This window comes from Roseibium sp. MMSF_3412 (genome assembly GCF_030733265.1).
GTDB lineage: Bacteria > Pseudomonadota > Alphaproteobacteria > Rhizobiales > Stappiaceae > Roseibium.
Map to the genome: position 1 here is coordinate 122353 of NZ_JASHJI010000007.1, position 15055 is coordinate 137407.

Annotated in this window: 14 protein-coding genes; 8 read left to right on the top strand and 6 right to left on the bottom strand. The window is 59.3% G+C overall.

What is annotated here, in order from left to right; all coding sequences use genetic code 11:
* Nucleotides 1–2: 2 nt before the first annotated feature.
* Entirely contained in the window at nucleotides 3–968 is a 966-nt protein-coding gene (locus tag RBB49_RS14425) for an aspartate carbamoyltransferase catalytic subunit (protein WP_306143545.1), read from the bottom strand.
* Nucleotides 969–1075: 107 nt separating this feature from the next.
* A complete protein-coding gene (gene ruvX / locus RBB49_RS14430; protein ID WP_306143546.1) occupies nucleotides 1076–1561 on the bottom strand; it encodes a Holliday junction resolvase RuvX in 486 nt (161 codons plus the stop codon).
* Nucleotides 1562–1701: 140 nt separating this feature from the next.
* Between ruvX and RBB49_RS14435 the strand changes: the two genes are divergently transcribed.
* The 3 genes from RBB49_RS14435 to RBB49_RS14445 all read left to right on the top strand — a co-directional run bounded on the left by RBB49_RS14435 (nucleotide 1702) and on the right by RBB49_RS14445 (nucleotide 4233).
* Nucleotides 1702–2406, top strand: a complete 705-nt coding sequence (locus RBB49_RS14435; RefSeq protein ID WP_306143547.1) for a metal-dependent hydrolase — start codon at nucleotides 1702–1704, stop codon at nucleotides 2404–2406.
* On the top strand, nucleotides 2403–2951 hold the full coding sequence (locus RBB49_RS14440; protein WP_306143549.1) for a cupin domain-containing protein: 549 nt from the start codon (nucleotides 2403–2405) through the stop codon (nucleotides 2949–2951). Before RBB49_RS14435 ends, RBB49_RS14440 begins: the two co-directional genes overlap by 4 nt.
* Before the next feature lie 361 nt (nucleotides 2952–3312).
* The gene (locus RBB49_RS14445) at nucleotides 3313–4233 is read left to right on the top strand and encodes a hypothetical protein (protein WP_306143550.1); all 921 of its coding nucleotides are present in this window, start codon (nucleotides 3313–3315) and stop codon (nucleotides 4231–4233) included.
* Nucleotides 4234–4311: 78 nt separating this feature from the next.
* On the opposite strand, the gene RBB49_RS14450 is transcribed toward RBB49_RS14445, so the two are convergent.
* The 3 genes from RBB49_RS14450 to RBB49_RS14460 all read right to left on the bottom strand — a co-directional run bounded on the left by RBB49_RS14450 (nucleotide 4312) and on the right by RBB49_RS14460 (nucleotide 7385).
* Nucleotides 4312–5508, bottom strand: a complete 1197-nt coding sequence (locus RBB49_RS14450) for a lytic murein transglycosylase (protein WP_306143551.1) — start codon at nucleotides 5506–5508, stop codon at nucleotides 4312–4314.
* Nucleotides 5509–5650: 142 nt separating this feature from the next.
* Nucleotides 5651–6091: a hypothetical protein gene (locus RBB49_RS14455; protein ID WP_306143552.1), complete on the bottom strand. Its 441-nt coding sequence runs from the start codon at nucleotides 6089–6091 to the stop codon at nucleotides 5651–5653.
* 205 nt (nucleotides 6092–6296) lie between these two features.
* A complete protein-coding gene (locus tag RBB49_RS14460) occupies nucleotides 6297–7385 on the bottom strand; it encodes a hypothetical protein (protein ID WP_306143553.1) in 1089 nt (362 codons plus the stop codon).
* Between the two features lie 329 nt (nucleotides 7386–7714).
* Between RBB49_RS14460 and RBB49_RS14465 the strand changes: the two genes are divergently transcribed.
* The 3 genes from RBB49_RS14465 to RBB49_RS14475 all read left to right on the top strand — a co-directional run bounded on the left by RBB49_RS14465 (nucleotide 7715) and on the right by RBB49_RS14475 (nucleotide 10862).
* Nucleotides 7715–8941 (top strand): ABC transporter substrate-binding protein, encoded by a 1227-nt coding sequence (locus RBB49_RS14465; protein ID WP_306143554.1) that lies wholly within the window; start codon nucleotides 7715–7717, stop codon nucleotides 8939–8941.
* Nucleotides 8942–9042: 101 nt separating this feature from the next.
* A complete protein-coding gene (locus tag RBB49_RS14470; RefSeq protein ID WP_306143555.1) occupies nucleotides 9043–9642 on the top strand; it encodes a TetR/AcrR family transcriptional regulator in 600 nt (199 codons plus the stop codon).
* A 113-nt stretch (nucleotides 9643–9755) separates the two neighbouring features.
* Nucleotides 9756–10862, top strand: a complete 1107-nt coding sequence (locus RBB49_RS14475; protein ID WP_306143556.1) for an alkene reductase — start codon at nucleotides 9756–9758, stop codon at nucleotides 10860–10862.
* A gap of 104 nt (nucleotides 10863–10966) precedes the next feature.
* Here the strand turns inward: RBB49_RS14475 and RBB49_RS14480 are convergent, their stop codons facing one another.
* Nucleotides 10967–12316, bottom strand: coding sequence for a sugar porter family MFS transporter (locus tag RBB49_RS14480; RefSeq protein ID WP_306143557.1), 1350 nt, complete (start codon nucleotides 12314–12316; stop codon nucleotides 10967–10969).
* A gap of 356 nt (nucleotides 12317–12672) precedes the next feature.
* Here RBB49_RS14480 and ilvD point away from each other — a divergent pair, with 356 nt between their 5' ends.
* Together ilvD and RBB49_RS14490 are read left to right on the top strand one after the other, a co-directional pair.
* Nucleotides 12673–14517, top strand: coding sequence for a dihydroxy-acid dehydratase (gene ilvD / locus RBB49_RS14485; protein ID WP_306143558.1), 1845 nt, complete (start codon nucleotides 12673–12675; stop codon nucleotides 14515–14517).
* Nucleotides 14518–14598: 81 nt separating this feature from the next.
* Nucleotides 14599–14955: a hypothetical protein gene (locus RBB49_RS14490; protein WP_306143559.1), complete on the top strand. Its 357-nt coding sequence runs from the start codon at nucleotides 14599–14601 to the stop codon at nucleotides 14953–14955.
* Nucleotides 14956–15055: the final 100 nt, after the last annotated feature.

The window sequence follows — 15055 nt, forward strand, 5'->3', positions numbered from 1 at the left end:
CTCTACTGGTTCGGCAGATTGGCTGCGAGGGCCTCGAGGATCGCCATTCTGACGGCGACACCCATTTCAACCTGTTCCCTGATCAGGCTTTGCGGACCATCTGCAATGGAAGCGTCGATTTCGACGCCCCGGTTCATCGGACCGGGATGCATCACCAGGACATCGTTGCGCGCAACGGAGAGTTTCTCCGCATCGAGGCCGTAATATCGGTAGTACTCGCGCACCGAGGGAACGAAGGCGCCGTTCATGCGCTCGCGCTGCAGCCGCAGCATCATTACGATGTCAGCATCCTTCAGTCCGGCGCGCATGTCGTTGAAGACCTCCACTCCCATCTTGGCGATCCCGGAGGGCAGCAGCGTCGACGGCGCGACGACACGGACCCGCGCGCCGAGGGCATTCAGCAGAATGATGTTCGAACGGGCGACGCGTGAATGGGCGATGTCACCGCAGATTGCCACCGTCAGCCGGGCAATCTTGCCCTTGTGACGACGGATTGTGAGCGCATCCAGAAGCGCCTGGGTCGGATGCTCGTGCGGTCCGTCACCGGCATTGACCACCGAACAGCCGACCTTGCGTGCCAGAAGATGGACCGCGCCGGCAGCATGATGCCGGACCACCAGGAGATCGGGATGCATCGCATTGAGCGTTGCTGCCGTGTCGATCAGCGTTTCCCCCTTTTTCACCGAGGAATGCGAGACAGCCATGTTCATGACGTCCGCACCAAGCCGCTTGCCGGCAAGCTCGAACGAACTCTGCGTGCGCGTGGAGTTTTCGAAAAAGAGGTTGATCTGGGTCCGGCCCTGAAGGACCTGCTTGCGCTTGTTGACTTGCCGTGAAACCTCGACGGCTTCTTCGGCACGGTCCAGAAGGCCCAGAATTTCGTGGGGGTGAAGCCCTTCAATGCCCAGCAAATGGCGATGGGGGTAGGGGCTGTCTCGATGGGTGTCTGTCGCGGTCATCGAGACCATCCCTATAGGGAGAATCGGCACGGTGCACAAGTACGAATTCAACTCATGCCCGATGTCCACATGAGGCAGGTGCCCGTTCGGGGCCAGGATCTCGCTCAGGCGGGGTATCAGTCCTCGGAAGCCATGACCCCGAGCCGGTCGAGAAACCCTTGCAGGATGTAGGCGGCGGCCATCTTGTCAACGACATCGGCCCGTTTCGCGCGGCTGGAATCCGCCTCCAGCAGCGTCCGCGTGACGGCGGCTGTCGAGAGGCGTTCGTCCCAGTAGGTGATCGGAAGTTCGGTTTTCTGGGAGAGGTTTCTGGCGAATGCGCGTGTCGCCTGCGCGCGCGGGCCTTCGCTGCCGTCCATGTTCAAGGGCAATCCGAGGACAATGCCGCCGACATTCTGTTTCCCGCAAACTTCGAGCAGTTGCTCGGCATCAATCGTGAATTTCTTTCTGCGGATTGTGTCCATCGGCGTCGCAATGCCGCGGCCGATATCCGACAGCGCAAGACCTATTGTCTTGGTGCCCAGATCGAGCCCGATCAAGCGGCCGTCACGCGGCAGGGCCGATACGAAATCTTCGATGGAAAGTGCAGGGTCGTTTGCCATGAAGGCGCTTTATCAGGGCCGGTCCCAAAAGGCCAGTTGGAACTGTCAGGGGGACCGCTGGCTGCAACAACCCTTTCTTGCACAAATGAAGTCAGCGTCTAAACTCAAAGCACAAAAACGCGTTTGCGCAGGAGATTTAGATGAAACTCACCTGGTACGGTCATTCCGCCTTCAAGCTCGAGTTCGCAGACACATCCATCATGTTCGATCCGTTCCTCACCGGCAATCCGTCGTTTCCGGAAAGTCAGTCGGTCGATCAGGTTAGCGATGGTGTCACCCATGTGGTGCTGACGCACGGCCATGACGATCATATCGGCGATGCCATCGGGATCCTGAAGCAGAATGGCGCGCAGCTGATTTCAAACTTCGAAATCTGCATGTGGGCCGGCAGGCAGGGGATTGAAAACATCAATCCCATGAACTCCGGCGGCATGGTCGATACCGGCACATTCAAGGTCGCGCTGACGCGGGCGGACCATTCCTCATCGAAGCAGACGGACGGTGAGGCCATTTATCTCGGTAATCCGCATGGTGTCATCATCGAGGTTCCGGGAAAGAAGGTGCTCTATCACATGGGCGATACCGACATTTTCTCCGATATGGCGCTGATCAACGAGATCTACCGGCCCAAGATCGGGATCGTTCCGGTCGGGGACCGCTTCACCATGGGTGGCAAGGTCGCGGCCATGGCCTGCACGCGCTTTTTCGACTTTGACACGATCGTGCCCTGTCACTTCGGAACCTTCCCGATCCTTGACCAGTCGGCTGATGCGTTCGAAACCGCCATGGCTCCGGAGGCGGCAAGGGTGAACACGCTGATGCCGGGTGCGAGCATCGAGCTATGAGCCGGTCGCGACATCGCGCATGCCGGCAGGGCTTCAAGATGCTGTGGGCCGGTTTCTCGATGTTGGTCTGCGCGGCGGCTCTGCCGGCTCAGGCAACGGACGGAACGGCAATACCAGCAGAAAAGCCCGAAGCTCCTGCTGCGGCCAGTGTCCAGTCATCCGCGTCCTCAAATGGATCTTATGACAAGGTTCGTGAAGTCTTTTCCGGCGACAAAACCATCGCAGGCGAAAAGATCACGTTTCCGCAAAAAGACGCTTCGGTCAGGGCAATTGTCGTGACACTGGAGCCAGGTGAAACAACGGCCTGGCATCAACATGGCGCGCCGCTCTTCGCCTATATCCTGCAAGGCGAAGTCAGCGTGTTCTACGAAGGCATCGGAGAGAAGGTCTTCGGTGAGGGGGAGGGGCTCATGGAAGCGATGGCCGTGACCCACCAGGGCAGGAACACTGCGGACGGTGAAACGCGCATTCTTGCGGTTTTCATGCTGGGAGACGGCAAGGAAGCGGTTCTTCCCGATGATGCACCGGTCAAGGGATTGCACTAGTCATCTGAATCTGTAGTTCGTCTCTTTTTGCTGTGGGCTTCGAACGAACTGCAAATTCAACGCACTAGTGCCCTTTTGCTGGCGTGTGGATGTGTCTGGTTCACATGGCACCAGGTCAACCGGAATGGGTAACCGGTTTTGGGAAATGCAAGTTGAGACCGGGTCTCTGAGTGATTTCACCTAGGGGCGGTGTCGACCAAATGCTCTCTTGGACAAACATGACAAAAACCTAACGTAACACAGCCCTTTATGAACAAAATTTCACAAGTAATTCCAGGCTTGCATCTTATCTCTCATGAGGAACGCGCCGGGCAGAAGGATGTGGTCCAACTCGGGCGCAGGCACCTCGGAGGATACGCGCGTGCATTTGGTCAAATCGGACAGTCTTGTCGAACGCGGTCTTGATGCCGCAAACTACAACATATTCGAACAGAACAGGATCTGGGCGCGCCATGCGTCAGAAAAACCTGATGTCGCTGCCAGCCTGATGCGCACCATCAGGGCGATCCATAGGAGAATGAAGGAAGAAAGGGACCTCTCGGCCCTCTCGATCGGCGCAGGTAACGAACCGCAATTCCGAATTCTTCAGTCCGCCTTTGAAAGAGGCCTGTGGCTTTACGACATTGATGGCGCAGCGCTGGCAACGCTTCAGGAGCGTCAGACACGTCAGCGCCTGGAAAATGTGCGTCTCGTGCAAGGCGACTACACGATCGATTTTCGCGATGGCGCCGCAGCCGGGCGTACCCGCGACGCATTGCTGGACGGGAGCCGTCAGGATCTTATAACACTTCATCACAGCCTTTATTATTCCAATGCCGCCACCTGGCCCAGGCTTGTGAAAGCGCTCTACGACGAGGCCCTTGCCCCGAACGGCGCAATCCACGCTGTGATGATGTCAGCCCGGGAAACACGGCCGCACACAACCACCTGGCTCTACAATCGTTTTGCCAACAGGTTTTTCGGCGCATCGACGGATCAGGACCTGCTCGGACTCAGGCAGCAATTGCGCGAGGTTCATGCGCTGAGGGATTGCGAGATCTCTTCAGAGACGCGCCAGGTCCAGTTCTGGGTGGACGACTTCGACCTGTTCATGGCGGTGGTCTGGATGATCCTGCTTTACCCACACGCGCACGATTACACGCTGGAACAGCGGATCGAGATCACCGAATTCGTCATTGAGAACTACTGGATCCCGAAAAGACCGTTGGTGCAATCTCAGGACTATGTCACGCTGCACAAACTTGGGCCGGCGCAATCCATGGCCATCTTCGGCGGCAGATAGCTTCTTGACATCCGGTGGAACCTGTCTGCTCCGGAACGGTTTTCATGCAGACAGGAAACGGGCGACAGACCCCGTGTCCTAAAGCTTGTTCAACAGGGCAGGGGTCGGCCATGCGTCCGCCGGCATGCCGAGCTTTTGCTGCATGTCCTGAACGGCTCCGCGGGTTCCGGCACCCAGAATCCCGTCGATCTTGCCGACGTCGTAGCCTCTGGCTTGCAGCTTGGTCTGAAGTTGCTTCATCTGGGCATCGTTCAGCCCCTGGTCAGGATTGCCGGCATTGTAGCGCGGTGCGCCGGCAAGGCGGGTCGCAAAATAGGCAGCGGACGTTGTGTAGATAAGCGACTGGTTCCATTCCAGATAGATGTCGAAGTTCGGATAGGCCAGAAAGGCCGGCCCCTTGCGGCCTTGCGGAAGCAGCAGGGACGCGGGAAGGTTCGGCGAGATCTGGCCCCAGCGCGGTTGAACGCCGAGCGCGGCCCATTGCGCGCCTGTCTTTGTCTTGCCGAGGCCCGTTTCGTACCAGTTGAGGTTCTGGGGAACAGTGACTTCCTGCAGCCACGGTTCGCCCTGACGCCAGCCCAGGTGATTGATGAACGCTCCGGCGGTCAGGATCGCGTCCGACGCACTCTGCTTCAGTTTCACGTGGCCATCGCCATCGCCGTCACGGCCGAATTTGATGATGTCTTCGGGCAGCATCTGAACCATGCCGATTTCACCGGCCCAGGCTCCCGTCGTGCGCTGCGGATCGAGGTCGCCGTGCTGCACCATCTCGATCGCGGCTATCAGTTGGGGGCGGAAAAGCTCCGGACGCCGGCAGTCATGGGCAAGAGTTGCGAGCGCGTTGACCGTGTTGAAGTCGCCCTGCACCGCGCCGAAATCCGTCTCCAGTGCCCAAAATGCGGTAATCACTGGCGCGGGGATGCCGTATTCGTTTTCCGTACGCTGGAAAATGGCGGCATGCTTTTTCATGTTCGCCGCGCCGTTCTTCATGCGATAGCTGGAAATGACCCGCTTGGAAAAATCCAGAAAGGTCATCTTGAATACGCCCTGCGCGCGGTCGCGCGACAGAACCTTCCTGTCGATCTGGGCACGGGCCAGGGTCCGGTCTGCCGCGTCGGGCGAAAGCCCTTTTGCGACCGCTTCCTGTTTGACCCCTGCCAGGAACTGCCTGAAGTCGCCGCCGCATTGCTGTGCCGACGCGGTGGTTGTGAAGAGGCAAAGGCCTGCGGCGATGCCGGTCGCAATGGTGAGCACGAAATTCTTGCGGCGGGTCATGAATGGTCCTGTTGTTGCGGTGTTGCAGCCAAATGCGCGTCGACTGGAAGTCGGCGATAGTTGACTGCGCTTCGCCTGCAAGGTCAACCGGAACGGCGGGCAAAGACGCGCTCATCCACGAAGAGCACATGTCAGGTGACGTTTATTGGCAGTTGCCGAAATCCGACCCCACCATGATGCCGCCTTCCGGGCTGCGCCTGAGCGGTGCGTTGACGCGTGCTGACGAACGGCAATTTGACGACGGAGCCTGAAGGTTTGGTGCCGGAGCATAAGCCGGGTCGCCGTAGTAGGGGGCGGCATTCACGCCGGATGTCTGCTGAAGGCACATCTGGTAGGCCGTGTCGTAAAGCGCCTGCCAGCCACCGGGCATGGAGCCCATGTTGTTCAGGACACCGAGGGCCGCGCCTGCGCGCGCCCCGCGTGCCGCACCCGAGCGTCCGGCCCAGGCACCACCGACAACCGACCCTGCCATTCCGCCGGAGACTGCGTCGCCAACAACGTCACCGTTGCCGACATAGGAATTGGCGTAGTCCGTGGCGTAAACCACGCAATCGGTTCCGTCTGCCAAAGCAGAAACAGGCACGCCGATCACCAAGCCAAGACAAAACGTGCAAAAAGTCATCCTGCGGCGATGAAGCATCTCGGGTCCTCCGTTGGCAGAACAGGCGATGCAAAGGCACGTGGTGTGGCCTGTGCGGAAGTGCAACTCCCTGTTGCCGGACGTCACGGAAACCAGCCTATGTCAGCGGTCTTAACAAGTCTCTACTCTGGATGCCTCGGCCAGGGTCTCATTGCACCGTGCGGTTAACAAATCGCTGACCGACAAACCCCGTTTTCCCTTCATATTCCACGCCGCACCACCATTTGCCGCATTCATTGAAACTGACAGCGGTGTTGCCCGGAATCACGGCGATGATCTCGCTGTTTTTCTTTTCCGAAATGCGCATGTTGACCGAGGCCGTGGTCCTGCCTGAATTCGGATATGCGCCAGGCCCTTGCTCTGGTGATGCCTCAACCGGTGCAGGCCCGGCCGCTGCCTTAATCAGGACCGCATCCGGGCTGTTGTTCGTCGCTACCGCTTCATTTTCCCGGGGTTGAGGCCTTGGGGACTGCGGGTCGGCGGTTCTCCGGCGGGCATAGGCCGGCGTGCTCAATCCCGGTGTCGGATTGGCGATGGGAACAGCTGTGTTCGGCACTGCCTCCGTGGCTGCGGGCTGATCGGACGGTGCCTGCGGATAGACCGGAGCGACAGCACGATCGCCACTACCCGGCGACATGTGCGCAATGCCTGTGTTTCCCGATGCAAAGGCAAGCCTCAACCGGTCCTTTGCTTCGGCAATCTGTTGCGGTGTTGCCGTATTGAACGGGTTCGCTATCCCGGCGCTTTCATGATCGCTGATGGCCGGTGCCGTGTCGGCGACCGTTGTCCCGGCGGCGGGAGCCAAGGGTGGTTCCGTTACGATGAGTTCGGTTGAAACGGGGCGTGTTGCCGGCGCATCCGCGATCATCATGTCCGGAAGGCCGAGCGCCAGCGCGGCACCGCCTGCCAACCCGACCAGCAGTGTTCCGGCGGCCAGGGTTCTGAAACGGGGCGTGCTGAACCGTCGGCCACCAGGAGCTTTAGATCGTGGGGTCTTCTGCGCAGACCGATTGACGACATCAGCAATCTTTTCGGCATGATCCGCCTTGCGCAGAATGCCCGGCATCTCCAACGGGCCGTCGTTTGAGCCGGCAGCCAGGCTCGGTTTTTGCGGACCTGTGTCGTCAATGTCCTCGGCAGCAGCGTGTAACTGCAGTATCTTCGAAGCCAGTTCGCCCGGGTCGATTTTCCTGAGCGACCTTCGGAACTCCGCGCTCGAATGCGTACTTCCGATCACTTTGAAATCGCGTCTCGCCTGAATTGGTTTTCCTGAATATTCAGGCCGGTCTTTCGGCATGGCGCATGATTTGGCTGGCGCGGTTACTGGATACATCTGGCCCTCCTGGTGATGCGGTTCGGGCACGCGCAATGCGGTCACCTTGTTTGGGTAAGACGGCATTAACCTTTGTTAATGCGTCCGCACACGGGCCGGATTGCGGCGAGACTGGGGAATTTGCGGCCAATTTTGACGCGCTTGTGTTCTGGATAAGGGCCCGGGCCGGCGCGTTTGCAAATGCATAACCAGTCTTTGCCATGCTTGAATGCGCATCGGCATGCAGAGATTCTGTGCCGGAGGCGAACGACGCATCGATGAACGGGCAGGAAACGATGAAACGCTGGGTGATCTCAAAAGCTGTTGGAGCTGTGATGGGGCTGGGCGTGTTTCTGTCCGCAGCGCACGGGCAGGAACCGGAGCAACAGGAACTGAGGATTGGTTTCATGGCGACCCTGTCCGGTCCGGCCGCGGTCTTCGGCGAACACATGCGCGACGGCTTCATGCTCGCCGTCAATCAGTCGAACGGCGCATTGGGCGGTATGCCGACGAACGTTCTTGTCGTTGACGACAAACTCGACCCGGATCATGCGGTCAAGGAAATCACGAAGCTGATCAACGAGAATGGCATCGACTTGCTGGTTGGCGTGAACTTCTCGAAGATCATGCTTGCGGTCCACGATCCGGTGGTGCGGTCCAGGACCCTGTTCATCGGGACAAGTTCCGGACCTGCGCCCATCGCCGGGCGCAATTGCAGCCGGTATTTCTTTTCCACCGCGGCACAGGACGATCAGGTGCACGAGACCATGGGACGCTATGCCAGCCTCAAGGGCTATCAGCAGGTCGTGACCATCGCGCCGGACTATGAGGCGGCACGTGACGCCATCGCAGCGTTCCGGCGGCATTTCAAGGGACAGATCGCACGCGAGATTTTTCCGAAGCTGGGGCAGACGGAGTTTTCGGTTGAGTTCGATCAGATCGCGGAGATCGAACCCGACGCGATATTTGCATTCATGCCCGGCGGCATGGGGGTGGAACTCGTCAAGCAGTTCCAGACCTCCGGTTTGAAGGGCATAGTTCCGTTCCTGTCCTCCAAAACGGTCGATGCCGTCACTTTGCCTTACACGAAAGAGATGGGCGAGGGGCTGTTCTCTGCCGCACACTGGGCTCCCAACCTGGACAACCCGGCGAACAAGCGGTTCGTACGGGAGTTTCGCAGAGCCTACAACTATGCGCCGTCGACATACGCGGCACAGGGATATGATGCGGCGAAACTCATTCATTTCGCTCTGGAGCTCACCGGTGGTGCCAAGGACAGGGAAGCGATGCTGTCCGCCATCAATGCCGCACCGTTTGAAAGTGTGCGCGGGGATTTCCGGTTCAACTCCAACCAGTTTCCGATCCAGGATTTTTATCTGGTCGAGGGGGTGCGCCGCACCAGCAGGCTCTACGAAATGGAAGCCGTGGCGCGGGTTTTCGACGATGTCGGGGATGCGTTTTCCGGATCCTGCCGAATGTGACCAGGGGATGCGACCAATCAGATTCCCTATTTTGAAACGGTCGGTCCGAAAATATCAGACGCGCATCTTGCATTCAGGACCGGGCAGTCCATATTAGGCGCATGACCAACGCCGCCCTTCAGTCATCCGACAAAAAGAACCGCGCTCCGGGCCCCGGCAGGCCGCGGACCTTCGACGAGGCGGCTGCCCTGGAAGCCGCGCTGCTGGTCTTCTGGCAAAAGGGTTTTGAAGCAACGTCGCTGGACGATCTGACAAAGGCGATGGGTCTGAGCAGATCGAGTTTCTACGCTGCTTTCGAAAGCAAGCAGGCGCTGTTCCGCCGCGCACTGTCGCACTATTCCCGCAATGGGTTGCAGAACCTGAAAAACGTCGCGCAATCTGCAGAAGGAAATCCCGTGGATGCCATGATGCAGGCGCTTTCCAATCCCCAGGGCGGCGTGAAGGGCTGCATGCTCGTGAACTGTATTACCGAACTTGCGCCGCACGACGAAGGCGTGGCCGAGATCGGGCGCAGGCATCTGGAAAGGATCGAGGAAATCTTCGCGGAGGTGCTCGATCCTGACAATCCGGACGCCGTGCGCGGCAGGGCGCGTGCTCTTTCTTCGCTGGCGATCGGAACACTGGCTTTGCGGAAAGCCGGATATCCGGAAGACCGGATCGCTGACACCCTGAAACAGGCAAAGGTCATTCTTCCGGCCTGACAGAGACACCGATTGGGCCGGTCTTTGCAAAGACGAGATTCTCACAGATAAATATGGACTGATTGGTCCGTAATTGTGCATCGCATTCCGACGACATTGAAAAGGAACCGAAAATGTCAGATCACAAGCTGTTCACACCCGCCAGGGCCGGCTCGCTCGAACTCAGGAACCGCATTGTCATGGCGCCGCTGACGCGCAATCGCGCACGGGCGGAAGACGACGCGCCTTTCGAACTGCACGCAGAATACTACGGTCAGCGTGCAGGGGCAGGGCTGATCATCACGGAAGCCTCCCAGATCTCGCCGCAGGGCAAGGGATACGCCTGGACGCCCGGTATACATTCCCAAGCCCAGATCGAGGGATGGAAAAAGGTGACGGATGCCGTGCATGCCAAAGGCGGCAAGATCGTCATTCAGCTCTGGCATGTCGGGCGGATCTCCCACCCGGTTCTGCAGCCAGGCGGTGCGGATCCCGTCGCTCCGTCCGCGATCGCCGCGAACTCCAAGACATTCGACGGCACCCAGTTCGTGGATACGCCAATGCCGCGCGCCCTGGAAGCGCATGAAATCCCGGGCATCGTGGAAGACTATCGCCAGGCGGCTGAAAACGCGAAAGCGGCAGGCTTTGACGGTGTCGAGGTGCATGCAGCCAACGGCTACCTGATCGACCAGTTCCTGCGCGACGGATCGAACAGGCGCGACGACGCCTATGGCGGTCCGGTCGAAAACCGCTCGCGCTTTCTCAAGGAGGTCATGGACGCGGTGGTGTCCGTGTGGGATGGCGACAGGGTCGGGGTACGGCTCAGCCCGTTCTCCAGCGCCAATGACATTGCAGACAGCAATCCGCAGGAAACATTCTCCCATGTGATCAGGTTGCTCAACGGCTACGATCTGGCGTATCTGCACCTTGTCGAAGGTCAGACCGGCGGTCCGCGCGACTTACCAGAAGGCGGGGATCTTGCAGCACTCTATGCGCTTTTCGACGGCGCGCGGATGGGCAACAACGGCTACGACCGTGCGCTGGCAGTCGACGCGGTCGGTTCGGACACGCTTGATCTTGTCGCTTTCGGGCGCCCGTTCATCTCCAATCCGGATCTGGTCGACAGGCTGGAAAAGGAGGCTCCGCTCAACGCACTTGATCCCGACACGCTCTACGGCGGCAACGAGAAGGGGTACACGGACTATCCGGCCCTTGCCGAGAGCGCCGTGGCTGCGCAGTAAGACCCAGTTCCTCCTGGTTGCCTGGCATCCACTCATCCAGGGCAACCTGAAGGAAAGCCGGTGCAGGTGAACAGCCTGCACCGGCATTTTTGATTACCCGGACGCTAGCCGGTTTTGCCGGTTTCGGGTGCGCCCGCAATTGTCTGATCGATTTCCTCCAGAACCAGGCCGCGCGTTTCGGGTGCGAAGGTCCAGGCGTACCAGATACCGAAGGCACAGCAGGCAGCGAACATGCCGAAGGTCATCGCCTCGCCGAGACCTGCTGCAAGCACAGGAAACAGAAAAACCACAAGGAAATTGCAGAGCCAGTTGGAAATGGACGCAATCGCCATGCCTTTTCCCCTGAGGGCAAGCGGGAACAGCTCAGACATGTAGAGCCAGGGAAGCGGGCCCAGGCTGATGGCGAAAAAGAAGACGAACGAGAACAGGCCGAGAAGCGATAGCCAGGCCAGGTTGTTGTCGTTCAGCTGGAACAGCACCGCGACCAGTGCCATGCTCAGGAACGCGCCGACGAAGCCGAAGATGAACAGCGGGCGGCGTCCGAGGCGGTCGACAACGATCATCGCAAGAATGGTCACGGTCACGTTCAAAGCGCCGATACCCATCGTCGCGACGAGTTCATTGGCCAGACCCTCGAAGCCGGCGTTTTCAAGGATATGGGGCGCGTAGTTCATGATCACGTTGATCCCGCTGAACTGCTGCAGAAAGAACGCGAGAACGGAGAAGATAAGCAGTCCGCGCAGAGCCGGTTCCTTGAAGCGGCTCCAGCTTTCCTCGACCGGGTCCGACGGTCGGCCGCTTTCGATTTCCTCGACGATCTTGTCCAGTCTTTCGGGGGTCGCCTCCGGCTGAACGGTCTTCAAAACATCACGCGCCTGCTTGTCCCGGCCGGCCAGCACCAGCCAGCGCGGGCTTTCGGGTGCCTTGACGATACCGGCAAGGCAGATCATCGCGGGCACCAGGCTGAACCCCAGCATGTAGCGCCACGAGCCGGTGAAGGAGAATGCCCAATCGACGACAAAGGCCGCGAGGATGCCGATCGTGATCATCAACTGAAAGGCGGAAACGACCGCACCGCGGATACGGGCCGGGGCAATCTCGGCGAGATACATGGGTGCGACGAGTGACGAAGCGCCAATTGCTGCGCCGATCACGAGCCGTGCCACGGTGAGGGACCACACGCTGAATGCCATTGCGGCGGCAAGTGACCCGGCCGCAAACAGGATCGCGCAGAACGTCAGGACAGGACGCCTTCCGAACCGGTCGACCGTCACGAGTGCCAGGATGGCGCCGAAAATGGCCCCAAAGGGAACCGCGCCGGTCATGAAGCCTTCACTTTGCGCCGTGAAGACGAATTCTTTTTTCAAAAGCGGCAGAGCGCCGGATATGACCCCCTGATCGGTCCCGAACAGGAAGCCGAAAATTGCGGCCAACAGTGCAATCAAGAACAGCAAGGCATTTCTCCCCACAACGCCTTCGCGTTGCCGACCCGCGTTCGATGCGCGGGTTCTATAGTGTGGACTTCAACCTTCGCCCGACACAGTTCACCGATGCAAGTCAAAAGATAAGCTCCCGCGGAAGGTTTCACCGATTGCGATGCATTTGAAAGGAGTTAGAGCAGGCGAGGGTTTCGAAAGTCAACAGAACCGTACCGTACCGTACTGTTTTTGATTGATCCGGCCTTTCGATCCTGTCGAAAACCTGACAAACCCCGGTTCAAAGGCAATTTCAGGCACGTGCATGCGGCTTGCCGCAGTCACAACGTTGTTGGCCGCGACAAATGAAGCGCCGCTGTTCCAGGGAGAAAAACATGCCCCCGTATCGTTCCAGAACCTCCACGCATGGTCGGAACATGGCCGGTGCCCGCGGTCTTTGGCGTGCCACCGGCATGAAGGATGACGATTTCGGCAAACCGATCATCGCAATTTCCAATTCCTTCACCCAGTTCGTGCCCGGACACGTTCACCTAAAGGACCTTGGCCAGCTGGTTGCCCGCGAAATCGAGAAGGCAGGGGGCATCGCCAAGGAGTTCAACACGATCGCCGTTGATGACGGCATCGCCATGGGCCATGACGGGATGCTGTACTCGCTGCCGTCGCGCGAAGTCATTTCAGACGCAGTCGAGTACATGGTGAACGGCCACTGCGCGGACGCGCTCGTCTGTATCTCCAACTGCGACAAGATCACGCCGGGCATGCTGAACGCAGCGATGCGCCTGAATATTCCGGTCGTCTTCGTCTCGGGCGGACCGATGGAGGCGGGCAAGGTCGTTCTGGAAAACGGCGTTCAAAAATCCATTGACCTGGTCGATGCAATGGTCGCGGCTGCCGATGACGGCATGTCGGATGCAGATGTTCTTTCGATGGAACAAAATGCCTGCCCAACCTGCGGGTCCTGCTCGGGAATGTTCACGGCCAACTCCATGAACTGCCTGACCGAGGCGCTCGGCCTTGCCTTGCCGGGCAACGGCTCGACGCTGGCAACTCATGCGGATCGCGAGCGCCTCTTCGTCGAGGCCGGCCACCTTATCGTCGATCTGGCGAAGCGGTACTATGAACAGGACGACGAAAGCGTTCTTCCGCGCAACATCGCCAACTTCAGGGCATTCGAGAATGCTATGACCCTGGACATCTCCATGGGTGGATCGACCAACACGATCCTGCACCTCCTTGCCGCGTCCTACGAGGGCGAAATCGGCTTCACCATGGATGATATCGACCGTCTCTCCAGGCAGGTTCCCGTGCTTTGCAAGGTCGCCCCGGCAGTGGAGAATGTTCACATGGAAGATGTGCACCGGGCAGGTGGGATCATGGCGATCCTCGGCGAACTCGACCGGGCCGGCAAGCTTCATACGGATATTCCCACTGTGCATTCCACAACCATGAAGGAAGCGCTGTCGCGCTGGGATATCCGCCAGTCCAACTCCGAAGGCGTGCACAGCTTTTACAAGGCCGCGCCGGGCGGTGTGCGGACACAGACCGCGTTCAGCCAGGACCGGCGCTGGGACGATCTCGACCTGGACCGGCAGGCGGGCGTTATCCGGGAGGCTGGCCATGCCTACAGCAAGGACGGCGGTCTGGCGGTGCTTTACGGCAATATCGCCGAGGAGGGCTGTGTCGTGAAAACCGCCGGCGTCGACGAGGGCATCCTCAAGTTCACCGGCCCGGCGCGGATCTTCGAGAGCCAGGACAGTGCCGTCTCGGCGATCCTGACCAACAAGGTGAAGGCCAGCGACGTTGTGCTGATCCGCTATGAGGGACCGCGCGGAGGTCCCGGCATGCAGGAGATGCTCTATCCGACCAGCTATCTGAAGTCGAAGGGGCTGGGCAAGGCGTGTGCCCTGATCACCGACGGCAGGTTTTCAGGCGGAACCTCGGGACTGTCGATCGGGCACATGTCACCGGAAGCAGCGGAAGGCGGCGCAATCGGACTGGTCGAGGAAGGCGATACGATCGTCATCGACATTCCGAACCGCATCCTGAAGGTGGATGTTCCGGACGCGGTCCTGGCAAGCCGCAGGGCGGCAATGGACGCCAGGGGCGAAGCTGCATGGAAACCGGTTGAGAAGCGCAAGCGCAAGGTGACCAAGGCCCTGCGCGCCTACGCAAAAATGACGACCAGCGCTACAAAGGGCGCGGTGCGTGAAGTGGACTGATCTCGGCTGCGTGACATCCGTTTGCAAGGCCGATGCTGTTAGGGTGTTTCGTTGTTTTGACATCATACTGGAGGACTGGGGTTGAGCTTGATCCGGGGGTTGGGTCGTGAACGCGGTTTTCAAACGTTCATTTGCGTTGTGATCCTGTTCGCGAATGTGTTGATTGCCTCTCTGGCCATTTCGACCCTCGGCGACCCTGACGAAACTGGAGACTTCCGGTTCACCGCTCAGGCAATTCCAATTGAGTACTACCTCTACCTGGCACTGAGTATGGGGTTCGGTCTCGTGTCCATGTGGTCCATCCGGTTTCCGGACCCTCAGGGCCGTTGGGGAGCGCGCCTGTTTTGCTCGTTGTTGGTGCCTGCGTTTCTTCTGCTGTTCACCTTGAACATGAAGATTTTTTCCTGGGCGGGAATGCTGGAGACAATTCTGTCTTGACGATAGTCCGAACGCCGGGGCCGGGCTATGTAACCTTGCATAATCGCCGGATGGCCGCGCCTGCCGATGACTGTCTGTTCATACACAGGTCGCAAAACGC